The organism is Brevibacterium zhoupengii, from assembly GCF_021117425.1.
In the GTDB taxonomy this organism is placed as follows: domain Bacteria; phylum Actinomycetota; class Actinomycetes; order Actinomycetales; family Brevibacteriaceae; genus Brevibacterium; species Brevibacterium zhoupengii.
Window position 1 is genome coordinate 4,152,064 of the sequence record NZ_CP088298.1, and the last position, 18,321, is coordinate 4,170,384.

15 protein-coding genes and 2 pseudogenes are annotated in these 18,321 nt (G+C 57.5%); 5 read left to right on the forward strand and 12 right to left on the reverse strand.

The genetic code is table 11. The features are described 5' to 3' along the window. Positions 1-74: 74 nt before the first annotated feature. From LQ788_RS18735 to LQ788_RS18745, 3 genes and pseudogenes are all read left to right on the forward strand, one after another. Positions 75-389: pseudogene (locus LQ788_RS18735) on the forward strand (MFS transporter); the annotation flags it as partial. Positions 390-575: 186 nt separating this feature from the next. Then, positions 576-1,085, forward strand: a complete 510-nt coding sequence (locus LQ788_RS18740; protein ID WP_231447483.1) for a zinc-binding dehydrogenase — start codon at positions 576-578, stop codon at positions 1,083-1,085. 108 nt (positions 1,086-1,193) lie between these two features. Then, a complete protein-coding gene (locus tag LQ788_RS18745; RefSeq protein ID WP_231443648.1) occupies positions 1,194-2,135 on the forward strand; it encodes a zinc-binding dehydrogenase in 942 nt (313 codons plus the stop codon). A gap of 610 nt (positions 2,136-2,745) precedes the next feature. Here the strand turns inward: LQ788_RS18745 and LQ788_RS18750 are convergent. From LQ788_RS18750 to LQ788_RS18790, 10 genes are all read right to left on the reverse strand, one after another. After that, positions 2,746-3,981 carry an NAD(P)/FAD-dependent oxidoreductase gene (locus tag LQ788_RS18750; RefSeq protein ID WP_231443650.1) on the reverse strand — a complete coding sequence of 412 codons (1,236 nt, stop codon included), beginning with the start codon at positions 3,979-3,981 and terminating at the stop codon, positions 2,746-2,748. Beyond that, positions 3,978-4,457, reverse strand: a complete 480-nt coding sequence (locus tag LQ788_RS18755) for a type II 3-dehydroquinate dehydratase (RefSeq protein ID WP_262908282.1) — start codon at positions 4,455-4,457, stop codon at positions 3,978-3,980. The genes LQ788_RS18750 and LQ788_RS18755 overlap by 4 nt, the downstream gene beginning before the upstream one ends. A 24-nt stretch (positions 4,458-4,481) precedes the next feature. Then, positions 4,482-4,988, reverse strand: coding sequence for a type II 3-dehydroquinate dehydratase (locus LQ788_RS18760; protein ID WP_231443654.1), 507 nt, complete (start codon positions 4,986-4,988; stop codon positions 4,482-4,484). A gap of 75 nt (positions 4,989-5,063) precedes the next feature. Beyond that, the gene (locus LQ788_RS18765; protein ID WP_231443656.1) at positions 5,064-5,852 is read right to left on the reverse strand and encodes an SDR family NAD(P)-dependent oxidoreductase; all 789 of its coding nucleotides are present in this window, start codon (positions 5,850-5,852) and stop codon (positions 5,064-5,066) included. A 176-nt stretch (positions 5,853-6,028) separates the two neighbouring features. Further along, positions 6,029-7,675, reverse strand: a complete 1,647-nt coding sequence (locus LQ788_RS18770; RefSeq protein ID WP_231443658.1) for an amidohydrolase — start codon at positions 7,673-7,675, stop codon at positions 6,029-6,031. A gap of 139 nt (positions 7,676-7,814) precedes the next feature. Then, complete coding sequence (locus LQ788_RS18775; protein WP_231443660.1) at positions 7,815-8,954, reverse strand: amidohydrolase family protein; 1,140 nt, start codon at positions 8,952-8,954, stop codon at positions 7,815-7,817. Further along, the gene (locus tag LQ788_RS18780) at positions 8,951-9,529 is read right to left on the reverse strand and encodes an amino acid synthesis family protein (protein ID WP_231443662.1); all 579 of its coding nucleotides are present in this window, start codon (positions 9,527-9,529) and stop codon (positions 8,951-8,953) included. Before LQ788_RS18780 ends, LQ788_RS18775 begins: the two co-directional genes overlap by 4 nt. Further along, entirely contained in the window at positions 9,526-9,714 is a 189-nt protein-coding gene (locus tag LQ788_RS19980; RefSeq protein ID WP_394801318.1) for a tautomerase family protein, read from the reverse strand. Before LQ788_RS19980 ends, LQ788_RS18780 begins: the two co-directional genes overlap by 4 nt. An 84-nt stretch (positions 9,715-9,798) precedes the next feature. Next, positions 9,799-11,271, reverse strand: a complete 1,473-nt coding sequence (gene nhaC, locus LQ788_RS18785; protein WP_231443664.1) for a Na+/H+ antiporter NhaC — start codon at positions 11,269-11,271, stop codon at positions 9,799-9,801. Positions 11,272-11,562: 291 nt separating this feature from the next. Then, entirely contained in the window at positions 11,563-12,483 is a 921-nt protein-coding gene (locus LQ788_RS18790; RefSeq protein WP_231443666.1) for a LysR family transcriptional regulator, read from the reverse strand. Positions 12,484-12,892: 409 nt separating this feature from the next. Here LQ788_RS18790 and LQ788_RS18795 point away from each other — a divergent pair, with 409 nt between their 5' ends. Continuing rightward, positions 12,893-13,276, forward strand: coding sequence for a hypothetical protein (locus tag LQ788_RS18795; RefSeq protein ID WP_231443668.1), 384 nt, complete (start codon positions 12,893-12,895; stop codon positions 13,274-13,276). A gap of 107 nt (positions 13,277-13,383) precedes the next feature. Here LQ788_RS18795 and LQ788_RS18800 read toward each other — a convergent pair whose 3' ends face one another. After that, positions 13,384-15,150, reverse strand: coding sequence for a GmrSD restriction endonuclease domain-containing protein (locus LQ788_RS18800; protein WP_231443670.1), 1,767 nt, complete (start codon positions 15,148-15,150; stop codon positions 13,384-13,386). Positions 15,151-15,387: 237 nt separating this feature from the next. On the opposite strand from LQ788_RS18800, the pseudogene LQ788_RS18805 reads away from it, so the two are divergent. Further along, positions 15,388-15,681, forward strand: a pseudogene (locus LQ788_RS18805) (recombinase family protein); the annotation flags it as partial. Positions 15,682-16,989: 1,308 nt separating this feature from the next. Here the strand turns inward: LQ788_RS18805 and LQ788_RS18810 are convergent. Then, complete coding sequence (locus tag LQ788_RS18810) at positions 16,990-18,207, reverse strand: acetyl-CoA C-acetyltransferase (protein ID WP_231443672.1); 1,218 nt, start codon at positions 18,205-18,207, stop codon at positions 16,990-16,992. Between the last annotated feature and the right edge of the window lie 114 nt (positions 18,208-18,321).

An 18,321-nucleotide genomic window follows, 5' to 3' on the forward strand; every position in this document is an offset into this window, starting at 1 on the left:
CAATACCGGATAGTACCGCATGGCATAACGACAGCGAGTGTCTATGTGGCAGTAACTGCCATTATGATGGGAGCATGCACCATAACAAGAACACTGTGTCGATCGATGAGCACATCTCGGACGCAATTCCGCCCTCGTCCGACGAAAAGCTGCCCAGCCGGGTCACGCTGGTCGTCGGCCTGCTGCTTTCCGCGGCATTCGTCGTCATTCTGAATGAAACGATCATGAGCGTGGCACTGCCGAGCCTGGTGGTGGACTTGGATATCACTGCTGCCACCGCCCAGTGGCTGACTACGGCTTAACTGTTGACGATGGCTGTCGTCATTCCTGCAACGGGACAGATCCTTGAACGGTTCGGCACGAGGTCGGTCTTCATCGCCGCGCTGTCATTCGGTGCTCACCCCCTCACCCCGAAGCACGGCGCCTTTGCTGAACGAATCGTAATGCCAGCCGACAGTCTCGTGAAGATCTCCGCGGACGTCACCGATGAGCAGGCCGCGATGATCGAGCCGGCTACGGTCGCACTGCATGCCACCCTCCGACGCAGCCCTCGAGTCGGTGACGTGGTCGTCGTGATGAGAGCTGGCCCTGTCGGTCTCTTCGCAGCACAACTGGCCAGAATCGCTGGAGCCGGTACTGTGCTCGTCGTCGAGCCCCAAGGTCGACGACGAGCACTGGCTCTCGAAATCGGAGCCGACGTTGCGGTGAAGCCCGGGGAAGAGACTCGCGATGCAATTCACAAGGCGAGCAGTGGGCGCGGTGCAGATCTGGTCTATGACTGCGTCGGAAACGAGGCAGCGATCGCGACCGCCATCGAGCTGTGCCGCCCGGGTGCCGCCATCATGATGCTTGGAGTTGCCTCCGGGAATGTCTCCATCTCCCCCTCTCGCTTGGCTCAGCAAGGAACTCACGTTCGACACGAGCCCGGCTCATCTCAATCGCGAATTCTCGATCACCGTCGACCTGATCCGTTCGGGGCGTCTTCGAACCGGTCCTCTTCACGACGAAACCATCGGTCTCAGCATGCTCGACAGGGCCCTGGCAGACCTATCTGGGGGACTGGATCGCGTCAAGATCCTCGTTGACCCGCGCCGCTAGATACAGATGTAACCTTCCCAGCTTCAAAACAACCGAAAGGACACACCATGCGAGCACTACTGCTTGATGCGACCGGCAGCCCTGACACTCTCCGTATGGGAGAACTCCCCACCCCCGAGCCAGGCAAAGGTGAAGTTCGAGTCAAGCTCGAGGCATGCGGCCTCAACCCTTCGGACTACCAGCGCGCCGAATACGGGGTACCCGATTGGGAATGGCCTGCTGTCCTCGGACTCGATGTCGTCGGTGTCATCGACGAGCTGGGCGAAGGAGTCACCGACTTCGAGGTCGGAACACGCGTCGCCTATAACGGGGACATTCGAGCTCGTGGCGGTTTCGCGGAGTTTACGATCGTTGACGGGGTGGTACTCGCACCGGTGCCCGAAGGAGTCAGTTCGACGCAGGCAGCGGCACTGCCATCTGCAGGACTCACTGCCTACCAGTCGATAGTGCGACGGCTTCGAGTCGACGCCGATGACACAGTTCTCATCACCGGTGGAGCCGGTGGAGTGGGCGGCTTCGCCGTCCAACTCGCACATGCCACCGGCGCGCATGTATTCGCCACAGAGGGAAGCCGCAACCTCGACCGAGTGCGCGAGCTGGGTGCAGAAGCTGTCATCGACTTCGCCGCAGAGAACATTTCAGAACGGGTCTTGGAGTTGACCGACGGCCGAGGTGTCGACGTAATTCTCGACACCATCGGCACAGAATCTGCTACAGCGAATCTCGCCCTCCTCGCCTTTGAGGGGCGACTCGCCTCGACCGCAGGTCGTCCCGATATGGGCGATCTCGCACCATTCAGCGTCGGTCCGGCAGTACATGAGATCGCTCTCGGTGCGGCACATACGACTGGCGACCTGCGCGCACGAAGAGAACTCGCGACCATGCTGAGCGAACTGCTCGCTCTCGTCAATGATGGAACCATTGACGCAATGGTGTCCCGCACCGTTTCCATCAACGAAGTGCCTGAGGCGCTGACTCAGCTCGCAAATCGCAAAGCGAGTGGAAAGTTTGTGATGGATCTCACCGAAACGGAGTGATCGCCGTCCGCGCTATCATCACCGCCGAGGCAGCGACGGTTCTCTACCCTGAAGGGCGCAGTCGTTTCCGCCATCGCCGGTGATGGGCACGTGCTCCTGAAATGCATGGTGTAAGCAGGCATCTGAGTCAATGAGTAGCCTCCGCTACGTCGACGACGACACGCACGGCCTCCCCGCTGCGCAGCGCCTCGATCACAGTGCCGATCTCGGCCAAGGGGGTAGCGATGCGACACCTGCTCAGCCAGATCGAGTCGTCCCTGTTCGGCCAGCTGTACGATGTTCGGCATGTCGACAAACGGATCGCAGGCACCATTGAGAGCGCCGGAGATGGTGAGATGGCGGTGAATGACGGACCTTCCGAGGCTCTCTCCTGTGGGCATGGCACTAGCGCAAGTCGAGAGATGGTCATATGTTCGGCCGGAAAATTTTAGATCGACTGTTCCAGGAATGGACACGCTGGAGACGGGACTAAAAGCAAAGACACCGCTTATTCAACGATGAACAGTGAGAGCAGATTGTGCTACTCGGGCCTTCAAACACCAGTAAAAGACCCAGACAACATGCGTTAGCGGCACACCCGCAATCTTACAGGTGTGCCGCTAACGTCGAGTCAGGATGTCACTCGAACTTGCGAATTCGAACCCGCATCGCGATAGATTGACTCGTATTCGCTGAGCGATTGCCGCCGGACGTCCTCGCTGCTCAGCATCCCGGGTCCGAATCGGTCGAGGGCAAACCCAGAGATTGAGCTGGGCCGCTGGCCCGTCGTCAGCCACTCGGCCATGTCCGCACCGAGGGCGGGAGACACCGAGAGGCCCATGACGTTGCAGCCCGTCATGAAATAGGCACCGGAAGCCGTCTCCAGCTCATCGATGATGTAGCTGCCGTCCGGGGTCATGGTGACCATCCCCCCGCGCATTGTGCGAACCGTCGAATCAGCGACTCCCGGAAACAGGCCCGAGATTTTGCCGAGTGCCAACTCGATCGCCCGGCCGTCCAGGGGCGTGTCCGCGGTACGATCCGGCAGAGACTTTACCGAAAACTCCATCGGTTGCGGCTCGTACGTTCCGAACATGAGATCCTTGCCCACGGGCCGAGCATAGATAGCATCATCGACGACACGCACTGAGGGAAGCCCAAACCGGATGCCGGAAATTTTCTGCCTGATCGAATACTGGTGACGCACGTGGATAAGCGGCAAATCCAGTCCAACCGACCGGCCCAGCAGTTCGCTGGTCCAGGCTCCCGCTGCGATGACCACCGAGGCAGCAGATTCGATTCCGTCGGTGGTGCGCACGCCTGTGACCCGTCCTGAAGAAACCTCCAAGTTTGTGACGTCGACTCCGAATCTGAATTCCACACCCGCACGAGTGGCTGCTTCGTACATCGATGATGCCAGATCAGCCGCTTCGAAGTAGATGTCGTCGGGGGCATACCAGGCTGCGGTTGCCGCAGAGGAATCGGTGTGCGGGGCCAGTCGACCTGCTTCAGCTAGGTCGATCATGCCGACTCGTGCGCCGAGCTTCGTTGCCCGCTGAACTTCACGTTGCAACTGTTCGGCCGACCAGTCCTGCAGTGCGTATTTGATGCTGCCCGCTTGGTGGTAGACAAGCGGTACACCGGTTCGAGCTTCGAATTCGATGATGTCACCGATGCTACGATGCATAAGCGATCCCATCGCTGGATCCGTTTGCGCGATGACGGATTGTCCCGCGGCAAGCGAGGAGGTCTGCCTTCCAGGGCCGACCCGATCAATCACCAGAACTGTCTGGCCCCGTCGGCGGAGATTCTCGGCGACACTCAATCCTTGAACGCCGCAGCCGACGACGATGACATCGGCGGTCATGTTGTCGCCTCACCTTCGCGTTCTTCAAGTGCGGAGACGAGTGCGACGAGAGCTCCGATGTACCCGTGGTGACGGAACCCCATCGCAGTGCCGGCAGCAGTCTGCGTAAACGTGGAGCGATTTCCAGTCGCGAAGATGTTCGCGAAGTGGACTTCGACAAACGGTTTGCCCGTCTCGGTCAGCGCAATCCGCGTCGGCTCCCCGAAAGCCCAAAGGCCGCCAGGATTGATGAGATAGCCGTCATATGTTGTATCCGCCTCGACGAAGTCGACGAGATCCCCTTCATGGTTCGAGTGATAGGGATTGATGGTCGCGCCCACCAATTGGCCCGAGTCCGCGACCAACGATTCCAGCTCCTGGAGCGATGTCACCGTGCCGTAGACGTTCTTGTCGCGGTTACCCAGATTGGACATGTTGAGCCCGTTCAGGAGTGCTATGCGCCATCTGGCGTCATGGTTGGTTTCCAAAGGTTGCATAATCAAGTCTCAGCTTTCAGAGGTCTACTGGTAGAGAGAGCGAGGAGTACCGTGTGATCGGTTGTACTCTCCGCTGCCATCCGGATTGAGAAAGTCGACATCGTCCAGGGCAAGCGCTAGCGCGACAACCGCGCCTTTGAGGCCATTGGCGCCGAGGCCGGAGAAGATGGCTGTCACGCTCGGCGAGAAGATCGACCTGCCGTTCAGCTCACTGTTTCGCCAGTGGAATTCCACCGATGGTCGCTTGACGTCCTTGAGACAGTGCCGGAGCGATTCCCCCGTTGTCGACAGACCACCGGGGTTCACGATGTACCCATCGATCTCGGAAGCATTCTCATGGATGAATTCGAGCAGATGCCCTTCGTGGTTTGACTGTTTGTGTCGAATGCTCACATTGAATAATTCACCCCAATCTTCCAACAGCGTTTGAAAAGCTTCGATACTATCGATATCTCGTTTTGTATTGGGTCCGCTGAGTAGAGCAAGATTCCATTTCTTGCCCTTGGCGCGGAGCCGAGAAATATGTTTCACAAAAACTCCATTCTGAGATGTTCTCCTTCTGAGCGGAGATACCATTCAACGCTTACCGCCAATTTCCGCGGCCGGTCACTTTTCCCAGGGAACTCCACCGGCGTAGGTCAGGTACGACGTTCCCGCGAGGCTTCCGCTGTCGATCGGTAGGAGCACACCGCTGATAGTCCGGGCCTGGTCGGAGCAGAGGAAAGCGATCGCTTCCGCGACGTCTTCTGTCGATGGGAGGTTTGGCAGCGGGTGGAGCGCCATGATCTTGCCCATGTCGCGTTCTCCGGCGGCGATCGCAGCCTCGAGAGGAGGGGTCATGACGTGAGTCGGCCCCACGCTGTTGACGCGGATCTCATGTCGCCCAAGCTCGACTGCAAGAAGTTGAGTGATTCGTTCGATGGCAGCTTTGCCAGGATTATAGGCCGGCAACGGCATCGGCAGTCGACTGTGAATCGATCCGAGCGTGACGATCGCGCCCTTCTTCCGCGGGACCATCCGTCGTCCGAATGATTGGCAGGTGTGGATGGTCCCGAAATAATTGACCTTCCACATCCGCTCATGCGCGGGCATATCCATCTCGAGAATGGCCTCGCTGTTCGGTGTCAGCCCCGCGGAGGTGACCAGTGCCTCGACCGGGCCGAGGTCCGTCTCGACCGCGTTCGCGACCTTCTCGACCTCTTCCCTGTCTGCGACGTTGCACTCGTAGTAGGTTGCTTCGACGCCGAGCTTTCGCAGCTCGCCGACGACACGCTGGCCACCTTCTCCGTCGACATCGATGACAGCAACATTGTAGCCATCTGCTGCAAATCGTTTTGCTGCCGCCTCGCCAATTCCGCTTGCTCCGCCTGTCACTGCTGCAACTCGTGTGCTCATGATCGATTTCCCTTCAATGATTTTTTGCTGTCCTTAGATTGTTTCGTCGTGAAGCAATCCGCGTCTACTTAGCATTTCCGAATGTAAAATATAAGAATTAGTGAACAATCCAGTCGGATGTGTTGTCGCACCCTGAATACCGCATGCCCCAACTGGCACGTTCCACGCAGTTATGATTAAAAGCTTTTACCGCCGAGTACCGTGGCTACGACGTCAATTTTGCGGATTTCGTCAGGAGGTATTGTCGTCGGGTCGCGGTCGAGAACCGCGAAATCAGCGAACTTTCCGATTTCGAGACTGCCGACTTTGTCCTCCATCCCGATGACGAGAGCCGCATCGATAGTGATGGCCCGCAATGCTCGGTCGACGGGGATTCTTTCCCCTGGAGCCTGTACTGTCTCGTTGTCAGCTGCGAGTCGGGTCACCGCCGTCCAAGCTGCTTCGAGAGGAGAGATCGGCAGCAGAGCGAAGGCAAAGTCGGAGTGCAGGCCAAAACTCACCCCTTCGCGGGCTAGGCTGCCAAGGCGAGCAGTTGCCTCTGATCGGTCAGGGCCTAGACCGGAGAGATTTTGCACTTGGCTGCGATGATGAACGTATTGCACGAGGACACTGGCCAGACCCCCGAGCTTCGCCAGGCGTCGGGCCTGTGAGGTGTTGCTGATGAGATAATGTTCGATGGTGAACCGATGGTCCATTCTCGGGGTGTGATCTTGCAGCTGCTCGAGCAGGTCGAGACACGCATCGATTGCTTCATCACCGTTTGCGTGTGCGTGGATGGGCACTTTGCGTTCCCAGTAGGGCAGGATCCGTTCGGCGAGTTCGTCCCATGGCACATCACCGCGCAGGCCGTTGCCTCCGTCGACGTATCCGGGATAGTTCAGTCTCAGTGACATGGCTTGATATGACCCATCGAGCCAAACCTTGACGCCGTTGAAGTGGAGCTTGTCCGTGGAGATTTGCGAGAGGTCTTTGACGAATTGGGCCGCTTCGGACCCGTGGGCTTTGTGAACGGCGATTTCTGCTGAACACATCGTCATGCGCAGTGGGAAGTCGGGATGGTTGACGATTTCGAGGTGGTCGTTGAGTTCGGTGTCGAAATCTTGGACACCCAATCCCATATCGGCAGTTGTCGTCACGCCGGCTCTCTGCGCTGTGCCGGCGAGCTTCCATAACCCTTCCCTCGCTGCGTCGCGGTTGTGCATCTTGTCCATAAACGGTGCCTGAGCGTATCGGACGGCTTCCATCTCGACGAAGGTTCCGTCCAATCGTCCATCCGGATAGCGCCCGACACCGTGTACTTCGATAGCATCATCGGCGCCGAGCGCGTCGAGAAGAGGACTGTTGACGTAGAGATAGTGGATAGCGTAAGCGAGGATCCATATCGGCCTGCGTGCTGAGATGGCGTCCAGTTCGTCTCGATGTAAGTGACCGCCTTGGTAGGCCGGATCGAATCCCCATGCGAAGATGGGCTCCCCGTCCGGGAGCTGTGCGTCGAGAGCACGGAGGCTGGTGAAAACATCTTCTCTTGTCGGCTGTGCCGACGATCCCGTAGGTGAGGTGATCGGCCCCAAATAATGAAGGGCGGTCACTGATCCTGCCCACCGGAGATGCGTGTGAGGATCGATGAATCCGGGCATGATGACGTTGTCGGCGAAGCTGGTGTCGATCGTATGCGGTTGGTTGTCCAACCAAGGCCGCATCGAGGCGAGTGAACCCACGGATAGGATGCGTCCGTCACGCACCGCGACCGCTTCAGCGTTGGGACGGCCCGGGTCCATTGTGAGAACCCTTTTTGCTTTGAAGACGGTGATTTCTTCACTCATTCGATGTCATCCGTTCTTGAATAGCTCTTTATTCCGTTCGGGGTGGCCTTGGGGCGTCGGTTTAGGCGTGCCACCATCCCGCCTGACTTTTGTGGGTCCGGCGTAGGGCCCGGAGGAATCAGACGAGTCGGCGGCCGATTTAGTGCACGGTCGCCAGTCGAGCCGGTGCAGGCGTGTTACGTGAGCGTAAACCTTGCACCTGGCCGTCGATGATGACTCCACAGATTCCGGGCACGTCTCCGCGTTCGATTGCCGAGAGGGGGTCGGTGGCGACTCCTCCGGCCGGGGGCTGCAGAAGTACCATATCTGCAGGCCGTCCGAGATCGATGACTCCTTCCTCGCGGTGGAGAACTCGACCAGGATTGCTGGTGGCGAGTGCGATCGTGTCAGCCGCTGATAGGTCCGCCAGAGATGAGAATTCAACGATCGTCTTGATCATCCCCAATGGCATGACCCCCGTGCCCGTCGGAGTATCTGTTGCAATGAGGATGCGGTCGAGGTCATCTCGGTCCTTCGCCAGGTCGATCACCCGCAAGCTCGACCGCAGATTTCCTGCTTGCACCAACTGCAATGCGCCCGGAGCGTCGAACATGCGTTCGAGGTCCTCGTCTGGCAGTGAAGTGGTTCCCCCGTTGGCATGACCGATGATGTCGCATTCGAGGGCAAGGACGTCGTCGATCGAGACTGCTGCCGAACCGGGCACGGACGCTCCCCCGGTGTGATTCATAACGACGAATCCTGCCTTCTGGGCAGCTCGCACTAGTGGTGCGGCTTCAGACTGGCTTTCGAACGCACCGAAACCGACTTTCGCGAGTCGTACGTTCTCTGCACCCAGCTCGGCGAAGTCCTCCTCCGTGAGCGAAGGGCTGATGATCACCGAACCGCCCAGGACCTTGACACCTCCCGGGCGAACGTTCTCCCAAGATCTCTGTGCGGCGATAGCCAGTCCCTTGAGGCCGGCGCGATCAGTCGGCCGACCGGGCACGTGGATCTCCGACGCTGACATCATCAAGGTCGTACCGCCGTGCATATAGCTTTCGATCCACCCGACCGTCTGTTGTCGGGGAGTCCAGTCGCCGAACGTCACGTGAACATGGCTGTCAATCAGGCCCGGGCACAGTGTAGCTCCGTTGGCGTCCACAATGACATCGGCATCGGTATCGTCGTCGAAGGCAGCGATCTTACCATCGACGCAGCGGACCGAGCCCACGGTGAGGACGGGCTCGCCGAGACGGCCTGTGACGACTCCTGAGACATTGTCGATACGAAGGGACTTCATCGCTTTCCTACTTTCTCGTTGTGAGCTTCGTCGAGGGTCATTCCCCCCACTCGGTGGTTGAGTCGACCGCGATTGGCCACCGCAAGGACGACAGCCACTTCGTCGGCGAGCGGTGCATCAGCGAGATAAACTGTCACCGCGTCGTAGTGGGAGCGAACCCAGATCTCGCTCTTGTAGGCAAGCGGGACGTCGACTGTCGAACCGGGCGTCGATCGTTTACTCACTGAGGAAATCCACGCGTCACCGCCGACAGCATCGCGTACACCCCGTCCGAACTCACCGATCTTGCAGGCCACTCCGTGTTCGACCTCGCCGTCGATGCCCACGACGGCAGCTTTCCCGAAACTTTCGACCTCATGACCGAGCGTGTCGGCAGCCGCCGTTGCCAGCAGATGTCCGAGACGATAGTTGTCATCGATGATCTCCGACAGTTCGTTCGTATAGGGGTGGTCTGCGTAAGGATTACGCACAACGGCCACTGCCGCGGCTTTCACAAGAGGGGTTTCGGCCGAGCATCCGGCTTCGGAACGGATCTCCTCTCTCACAGTCGTGAGTTTGCGGATCTCCAGCGTCATTTCTTCTCCTTGATTATTTCGGCGGATTTGAACCATTGTTCGGGCAAGATGTCACGGAAAATGATGTGCACGGAGTCGGGCCGCGCATCGCAGTGAGTTACGAAGGCCTCAGAAATCGCCGAGGCCAAGCGTCTTTTTTGCTCGTCCGATCGACCTTTGTACAGTGTGATGTCAACCAAGGGCATACGATTCTCCGTTCGTGCTTCGATCGATGATTCTGATGATCAGAGAGATCAGCGGGGTCTCTCCGACGAGGATTCTCACCCTCTTTACGTCAGGCTGTTCTTCGACTCGGGCTCCAAATCCGTTGTCGATCGACTGTTCAGGTGAGCAATTGTGAACCCGGTGAGCGCGTAGATTGCTGAGATGATCGGCGTTAGATAGGCGAAGACGGCGTAGGGACCGTATTCGGCTACTCCAACTCCGAGAACTCCGACCGCAAATATGGCGGCTGTATTCCACGGGACAAGGAACGCTGTCATGGTTCCGGAATCTTCGAGAGCTCGGGACAAGTTCTTTGGGTGCAGTTTGAGCTTCTTGTAAACCGGGCGCATGAGAGTTCCCGTTGCTACAATGGCCGTCGTCTGTGCGGCAGTGATGATGTTGCCTAGCAGGGTCAGACCCAGAGTTGTAAGAATCGCGCGTCGGCTGGACTTGGTGGCGCTTTTGAGTCGCTTGAGGATCGACCGGAGGATGCCTGTTCCGCCGAGCACACCGCCGAGGGCGACGGCCAGAAGAATCAGGACGACGACCGTGGACACAATCTCAGCGATCCCTCCACCGGAGAGCAGTGTGTCGACAGCATCGTTTCCGGTATCGGTCTGAGTGCCGTCGAAGATGGCCACTAGTGCATCTGAAAATGAATGACCCTGTTTCCAAATGGCGAAGGGAAGCGCGGATAGGGCTCCGAAGATTAGAGCAAGGAACGCGGGAATCCTGCATGCAAGCAGCACGATGACGACGATGAGCGGCACCAGGTTGATGAGATCGACGTTAAAGTTCGCTTCGATCGTCGCCAGCATTTCGGCAGTCGAATCCAGTTTCACCGAACCGGCATGGTGGCGCATATCGAGGAGGAAGAAGAAGAGCGCCGTGATCACGTAGGCCGGAACTGTGGTCCATAGCATGTGTTTGATGTGGGTAATCATGTTCACTCGTGCCATCGCCGCGGTGAGGTTCGTCGTATCCGAGAGCGGAGAGAGTTTGTCACCGAAAAGTGCGCCACAGACGATGGCGGCGGCTGTTGGTGCGGCTGGAATTCCGGCGCCATTGGCGATGACCAGTAGTGCTAGTCCGACTGTGCCGATTGCTCCAAACGCAGTCCCCGTGGCGATTGACACGATCGAGCAGAGAAAGAGAGCTGTGATCAGGAAGTACTGCGGCGAGACCAGTTGCAGTCCGACGTCGACAAGAGTGGGGATTGTGCCGGCGAGCATCCACGTTCCCAAAAGTGCCCCGACGCCGATGAGGATGAAGATCGCCTCCTGCGCCTGGCGGATCGCGTCGAAGGCGCAATTCTGGATCACGCGATACGAACGAGTGATGGGAAGTGCGAGAACGAGAGTCACGATGTAGGCGATGAAGATCGTGATGCTGCTCGGCAGTTCAAGCACGATCATCCCCGTTAAGAGCACGGCGACGATGCAGGCGATAACGATTAAGGAATATCTGAAGCTGGGGTCGTATTGGGGTTCGTCGAGTTCTTCGTCTTGCGTAGGATTATGCGGGTTTTTGGATTTCACTGGCGGTCCCTTCGTCGTCGACCGGACTGTGGTGAAAGATCTGAGCCGTGGCTGGGATAAATGCGGCAACTCTGCCGATTGTTCAGCCTGTGTCTGTGTTGATCGTCACTGTTAGAAGTATCCGCCGGGGGTGCTTCAGCGTCTATCGCGAACGTGTGGACGGTATCGTCCGTATTTGCTTACAGAAGAGCCCTAGTGCGCATCATTACAGGTGAACGATGAGGTATCCTCCGACGTCGATCCGATGGAGTAAGTTTCAGAGTGTTCGGAGGAGTATTCCGCAAATTATCGTCAGCGATCGACAGCTGAATGGGCGAGTGCGAAAACTTCCCGATAGGCTTCACGCACCGTAGTGATGATGGGATGGCTCTGTGCGCCGATCCGGCATCGTGTGAGGAGGGTCCGAGTGTGTGCAGGATCCATCAATCGGAGGTGGAATTCTGGTTCACGAATGCTCCAGATCAGGTCTGGAAGAAAAGCTACGGCTCGTCCGTAGCGCACGAGTTCGCAGGCGACGAGGGTGTCACTGGTCTCGTGTTCGACCCGCGGTTCGAAGCCTGCTTTCCGACATACCGCGACAGCCCACTCACGCACAGGACTGCCTTCGGGCTCTAACACCCAAGGTTGATCGGCAAAATCCTTGAGAACCACGTCAGAAGAGACTTTGCCGACCGGCAAGTCGCGAAACGCAACGCGCATCGGATCTTCGACGACAGTCTCGGAGTGAGTCTCTTTAGAGCGGGGTGTGGGCATACCGTCGAATTCTTCGACACAAACAAGGTCGAACTCTCTTGCGAGCAGCGCCGGCAGTGCCACGTCCGGTTCGGCTTGTGTCAGATGGACTTTCAATGCGGGATGCGATTCCGAGAGGTTGTGGAGCATCTCTGGGACACGTGCGAGAGCGGCGGTCTGCACCGCGGCCAAGCGAACAGTTCCGGCCACGGTGGCAAGCGACGTCACGATCTCGGCTTCTGCTTGATCAAGCTGTTTGATCAGCTCGGATGTGTGGCGTACAAGAATCTCTGCCTGCGGCGTTAGTTTGACCCGCCGTCCATCAGGCACCAGTAGAGGAACGCCAATCTCTTTCTCTAACGCCGCAAGCTGTTGGGATACAGCTGACGTGCTATAGGAGAGATCTTCTGCAACGGAAGAGACGGTCCCACGCTGAGAAAGCTCACTGAGCAACCGGAGCCGATGCAGATCGAACTTCATATATCTGATGCTAGCGGCCGCAAGCTCAATTCATGAATCTCGAATCGATCTGTGCCCCATTCACTCTGTAGATCCGATCCGGGCGACCTTGAGCTCACGAAGCTTGTCGCCGTGTCCTGACTACCGTTTTTCAGCCGATGGTACGCGGACGTAAACTCGACGACCGCTACGTGCTCACGCCTCGCAGCTAGTACTCAAACTCATCAACGCTCCAAGGGCTCTGACGCCAATCCGTAAGTTAGATGCCGCGGAAGTACTCGATCCGAAGTTGCTGCAGCAGCATCGGTAACTCCCAACTTGAATACATCGCATCAGCTCCCCCACTGGAAATGATTCCCCTCTGCCTGATCGGCGATCGAAAGCGGTTCTGGAAGAGCAAATTCCGTACTTCACGGCAATTGGATTTCCGATGGCCATTGCGTGGAAATCATTTGAGGTGAACCCTTCAGCCAGAACTCCGTTCGCACACCCACCTACCACCAGTTCCTCATGGAAGTGTTCCCACAACGCGACAGAGATCCATGAGCGGTTCCGAGTCGGGAAACGCCGACAGGAGAACGTCATTGACCGCTTGCAGTCGGTATTGAAGATCTCTGGCGGCCCCGGCATTGAATCTAATCCGCATTTCCCTGCTGGATACACAACGAGTGTCATCGATGACGGCCTTCAGCTGATTCGCGACGGCTTCGTCAATGAGGCCGATTCGTCTGCCGTATCTGTTGAAGATTGTCGCCTTCATATCGTTAAGAACATCGGCGACATCCTCAGCGACCAGAGTCGTCAACAAACCTAGCGCCTTTTCAGTGTCCTAGACCAGGTCGTGTCTCGAAATCTATGGGTTTTGCGACAAGGAGGATACGAGACAGTTAGGCCGATTCTTACGCCAGTTACGGACTCGGCTCAGTTGGCGAATCTAGCACCCAGGCTTACTCCTTGCTCTACGGTCGTTGCTTCGCAGGTTTCATCGCCATCCCGCCAAAAGATCTTTCCATCCATATATGAAAGTGAGGTTTGAGCGGGCACGCCGATAATAATCACTCCTAGCCCGTAATAATTGTTGTAATCGATCTTGGAAAGGACAGCGCTCTTCAGTGGTTCACTGAGCTCTGAATTTCGTATCCCCGTCTTCCAGCGGCCGAAGTATTCCTCGGGTGTCTCCCTGAGAATCTCGGCCTCTCTCCGAACACCGACTACATAGCGACGTCCAACTCGGTGCGGTTGAAAGCCGTCGAGTTCGCGAATCCGATCCGCGTCTGCGGTTTTATCAGTCACTCCGATGAGAATTTTTCCGCCACTGTCTGGACCGTTATTCGCGATAGCACATACAGTCCTGGCAACTTTTGCTATCATATTTGCATCGAGAGCCCTCGTGCTGTCTAGCCGGAGCATTCCCTGCTTGAGTTCATAATTTGGGAGTTCGATCTCCGACCGGTGGAGCACGGCGTCTACATCCATAATCGCGTGGTTGCCATATATCTCGTCTGTGGACGCAGATGGGACTACGTGCGGAGACAGCAAACCTTTGATCATGTCTACATTATTTCGGCGGTCTTCCTTTTTGGTCTTCCTGCCATGTATGCGCGAAGATAGATCGGTCAGAGAGTTTTTAAGCGACTCATAGTCACGAATCTGGTTCGATTCCTTGACAAGTTTTTCATGAAAAGCTATTACTAAGACGGTAAATGTAGCTGGGAAAGCGTTGGTTGTCGCTCTTGAGGCAAATACGAGATCACGGAGCTTCGTTGGCGATCCGGCCTCGGTGACATTAATCACTTCATTGATTGAATACTTTATTTCATCAGCGAGTCGAGATGATCCATACGTGTCCAGAGCCAAAGATATCCGCGCGTTCTCATCACTTCCCTGCTCATACACGTCGTCGAGCGCTGTCTTTGAGCGTTCTAAGATTTGTCCGCCCACGATTGAAGCTGCAATATCAGCCAGACATTCTTCATCTAGGCTGTCCCGAAGGTCGGTGGACCTTAGGATTCCGGATTTGACCCAGAAAATCTCGTCAGCCTGGACGAGGTAACCGTGTTTCGTCATAGGCAGGTCGACACTGATGGAGGGCATGTCGCTTAGATCCAGGTGATCTGACGAAACGTCACCCCTATGAAAGCATGCGGATAGCCGAATCAAGTCGCTGAAGTCATCTTTGACTCCGGCCTGCCGACGCTCTTGGTTGCTCAACTGGTGCCCGTAAGTGTTGATCCGCGCAAAGACGTCGTCGATTTCAACCTCGCTGGCTCCACGCATGACTGAAACTGCCATGGAGTAGTCGAGGAAAACATTGACGTCTCGAGGAGTAAGAAGGTTGCTGTAGTCTGGAAACGCGAATTCTTCTTCGTTCGCGCGCGTCTGCGCCGTGGGGTACTGAGCTATGTCAAAAGCGGTGCCCTGGAGTGTGGGGAACCCTCCCTCGATGAACGACATGATAGTGAAAAGCCGCTGAAGCCCATCTATGATTTCATATTCGCCGTCACCCCGTTCCGCTAAGAGGACTGCTGGCACTGGATAACGATTGAGGATGGACTCGACGAGTTTTTGCTTTTCAAGGAGAGTCCATACCAGTTTCCGCTGGTACCGCCGGTTAACTGTGAGCTTACCCTCGCTAAACCAGGTGTAGAGGGATTGGACTGTTTTCGGCTGCGAATCTACATCTGCCATGACGCTCCTTATTTTTGCCCAATTTACAACATGTCAAGCAACTTCCGGACGCGTCTCGAAACCCTAGGGATACGAGGCGTCTCATTAGCGTCACATCGACAATCTTTCACACACACCAGAGTTCCGCGAGATCTCGGCCCTGGCGGCCTTTCGTCAACTTCTCATAACTATGCCTTGTAACCTCAGGGGCAAATCAGTGTACTCACCGTTAGTTATGAGACACATTGGAGCACCGCCTTGGCGAAACTGAGCGGATATTCTCGCGTATCAATCCGCGACCAATCCGCTGACAGACAACAAGCCGACCTAATCACCGCCGGGGTCCGACGCGATGACCCTCATCTCAACCACGTGGTCTCTGCGGCACGAGCGTCACGGCCAGAGTAAAACCGGGCGCTCGAAACACTCATCGATGGCGACACTCTCGTCGTCACCACCCTCAATCGTTTAGGACGGTCGACCCAAAACATGCTCACCTTTGCCGAAGAGCTTCGAGCTCGTGGAGCAGGCTTACCAGTCTTCAACCTCGGCAGCTGAGTTGTCGACACCGAAATTGGCACGGTTTCAGCGTCGTACGGCGTAGGGAAGAGGAAAGTTCGAGCGATCCCCGACGGCGAGTAGGGAGCCATAACGGCTGGACCGGATAATCTAGCCGTCATCGAGTCCTCCATCATGGAACTCTCGCATTCGGTGGTGACATGGCGAGAATAGGTGAGGTCTGAACTCTGGGCCAGTCGCAGATGGGCGCGATGATGATCATGAGCACCGCGAAGGTGCCGAATAGACGCATGACACTCACCCTGGCACCTGACTTACATTCCTTTGGATACGGATTTGCACTCGGCCGACGTGGGTAGAGTGGATCCTTTGCCGTCAGCATGTGCGTCGTCTTTGAGCGCGAGTTTGACGTCGTCGAGGGTGATTGCGCGGATGCGTTTTTAAGCAATGTTTTCGGCTGCGGCGAAATTCTTGATCTGCTGCAAGATCTACTCCGCTTCCCCGCCTGCATCAAGGTAGTCGGTGATTAGTGCTCGCAAACACCCGAACGGTTCCGTACCTTCGTGGTGATAGCCGATGCAATGATCGTCAGGACACCCGCACGAGTCACCTTCCCAGTCCTGCCGAAGAGATGGCGCACTCAGCCTGTCGGAATGATGTTTGAGCTTTCAGTTTGATCGAGTGCGCGCTGGCCGATCTGTGCGATAGTCCGTATACTCGGCCGTCGAATACGACAATTCTGTCGGGACGGAACCTCGGCCGGTGATCATCGTCAGTGACGACAACTGGGGCTTGGGAGTAGCCGGGGTCTCCATGATGTCCTGCGATGCTGTGTCGTTCGCAGGAAGTGTGGGACCCTGTTTTTGTCAGTCCACACCTGCGACGAGACTTTTAGCATCGAGAGCCGTGTACGTGGCGTTGTATCGCCACGCAATTTGGCTTGCGATAAATGTCGACCGTAGCACCTCCCCAGTCATTTACGGCCAATCGTCACGCGGAACCTGGTCGCCGTACTTTTTCGAGGATCGGCCCAACAAGGGGCTCAAAGAGCTCCTGCTTCTTCATGTCCACCATTCCAACCGCGTAGCCGAGAAGTCAGCCGTGGCTCTTGTTGTACCAAAAGCTAGTAATTGTTCGTCTCCGAAGATTTCGTTCTGAGTACTTGCATGGCGGCATTAGCTTTACGCCGGGTGACTGGGATCACAGAAGGAAGCTCGCTCGACCCAGATCGCTTCCTGGCTGCTCCCCTAGACGCGCGTGCGCTATTACAAGGAACAGACCTCGATATTCTGTCCGAAAATCGACAGTTTGTTCCCCGCAAATAGCTCAGGCCGTCAGACCTCAGACGCGTTCGAAGATCGCGGCGATGCCCTGGCCACCGCCGATGCACATGGTCTCGAGTCCGTAGCGGGCGTCACGGCGCTCCATCTCGCGCAGCATCGTCGCCAGGATCCGCCCGCCGGTCGCACCGACGGGGTGGCCCAGGGAGATCCCGGAGCCGTTGACGTTGAGACGGTCGAAGTCATCCTTGCCGAAGCCCCATTCGCGGGTCACTGACAGCGCCTGGGCGGCGAAGGCCTCGTTGAGTTCGATGAGGTCGATGTCGGCCAAACTCAGTCCGGCTTTCTCGAGTGCCTTCGCTGTGGCGGGCACGGGGCCGATGCCCATGGTCTTCGGCGGCACTCCGGCCACGGCCCAGCTGACCAGGCGGCCGAGCGGCTTGAGACCCTGCGCTTCAGCAGCGGCCCGGGTGGTGACGATGCTCGCAGCGGCGCCGTCGTTCTGGCCCGAGGCGTTGCCCGCCGTGACTGTTGCCTGATCGTCGCCCTTGCCCAGGATGGGGCGCAGCTTGGCGAGCTTCTCGATGCTGGTGTCTGGACGGATGTGCTCATCGGTGTCGATCTGGTGTTCGGCGACCTTGCGGGTGGCGGGGATCGTCACGGGAACGATCTCCTCGGCGAAGCGTCCGTCCTTGGCTGCCGCGGCTGCGCGCTGGTGTGAGTTGTATGCGAGTTCGTCCTGCTCGTCGCGGCCGATCGAGTATTCGCGGCGCAGATTCTCTGCGGTCTCGAGCATGCCGCCGGGAACCGGGTAGTTCTTTCCGCCTGGCGTGGTGCGACCGCGGCCCAGGGAGTCAGTGAACTCGGCATTGCCGCCGCGCACACCCCAGCGGATGGTGTCGTTGTAGAAGGGTGCGTGGGACATCGATTCGACGCCGCCGGCGATGACGAAGTCTCCGTTGCCGGAGCCGACGACCATGGAGGCGTCGATGACTGCCTGCAGTCCGGAACCGCAGCGGCGGTCGACCTGCTTGCCCGGCACGGTCATGGGAAGGCCCGCGTCAAGAGCGGTGACTCGGCCGATGCAGGGGGCTTCCGAGGTCGCGTAGCCCTGACCCATGATCACGTCGGCGACGAGTTCTGGATTGAGTCCGGTCCTGGCGATGAGCTCGCGGACGACGGTGGCGGAGAGCTCGTGGGCTGGGATGTCGCGGAACTGTCCTCCGAATCCTCCGATCGCGGTGCGCAGCGGTTCACAAACGACGATGTCCTGGTCCATAGTTCCTCCACTCGATTTCGCGGCAGCCGATGACACGTGACCACCAGCCCGGCATTCCTGTTCAGCCTATGCCGGATCCGAAACATGGCGAGGAAATGTTTCATTCATTGGGAC

What these genes read in the sequence shown, in the direction of transcription:
- LQ788_RS18800 (WP_231443670.1), bottom strand. Translation starts at nt 15,150, where the DNA reads ATGGCAGATGTAGATTCGCAGCCGAAAACAGTCCAATCCCTCTACACC.
- LQ788_RS18775 (WP_231443660.1), bottom strand. Translation starts at nt 8,954, where the DNA reads ATGAAGTCCCTTCGTATCGACAATGTCTCAGGAGTCGTCACAGGCCGT.
- LQ788_RS18740 (WP_231447483.1), top strand. Translation starts at nt 576, where the DNA reads ATGAGAGCTGGCCCTGTCGGTCTCTTCGCAGCACAACTGGCCAGAATC.
- LQ788_RS19980 (WP_394801318.1), bottom strand. Translation starts at nt 9,714, where the DNA reads ATGCCCTTGGTTGACATCACACTGTACAAAGGTCGATCGGACGAGCAA.
- LQ788_RS18780 (WP_231443662.1), bottom strand. Translation starts at nt 9,529, where the DNA reads ATGACGCTGGAGATCCGCAAACTCACGACTGTGAGAGAGGAGATCCGT.
- LQ788_RS18765 (WP_231443656.1), bottom strand. Translation starts at nt 5,852, where the DNA reads ATGAGCACACGAGTTGCAGCAGTGACAGGCGGAGCAAGCGGAATTGGC.
- LQ788_RS18745 (WP_231443648.1), top strand. Translation starts at nt 1,194, where the DNA reads ATGGGAGAACTCCCCACCCCCGAGCCAGGCAAAGGTGAAGTTCGAGTC.
- LQ788_RS18770 (WP_231443658.1), bottom strand. Translation starts at nt 7,675, where the DNA reads ATGAGTGAAGAAATCACCGTCTTCAAAGCAAAAAGGGTTCTCACAATG.
- LQ788_RS18750 (WP_231443650.1), bottom strand. Translation starts at nt 3,981, where the DNA reads ATGACCGCCGATGTCATCGTCGTCGGCTGCGGCGTTCAAGGATTGAGT.
- LQ788_RS18755 (WP_262908282.1), bottom strand. Translation starts at nt 4,457, where the DNA reads ATGCAACCTTTGGAAACCAACCATGACGCCAGATGGCGCATAGCACTC.
- LQ788_RS18790 (WP_231443666.1), bottom strand. Translation starts at nt 12,483, where the DNA reads ATGAAGTTCGATCTGCATCGGCTCCGGTTGCTCAGTGAGCTTTCTCAG.
- LQ788_RS18795 (WP_231443668.1), top strand. Translation starts at nt 12,893, where the DNA reads ATGGCCATTGCGTGGAAATCATTTGAGGTGAACCCTTCAGCCAGAACT.
- LQ788_RS18810 (WP_231443672.1), bottom strand. Translation starts at nt 18,207, where the DNA reads ATGGACCAGGACATCGTCGTTTGTGAACCGCTGCGCACCGCGATCGGA.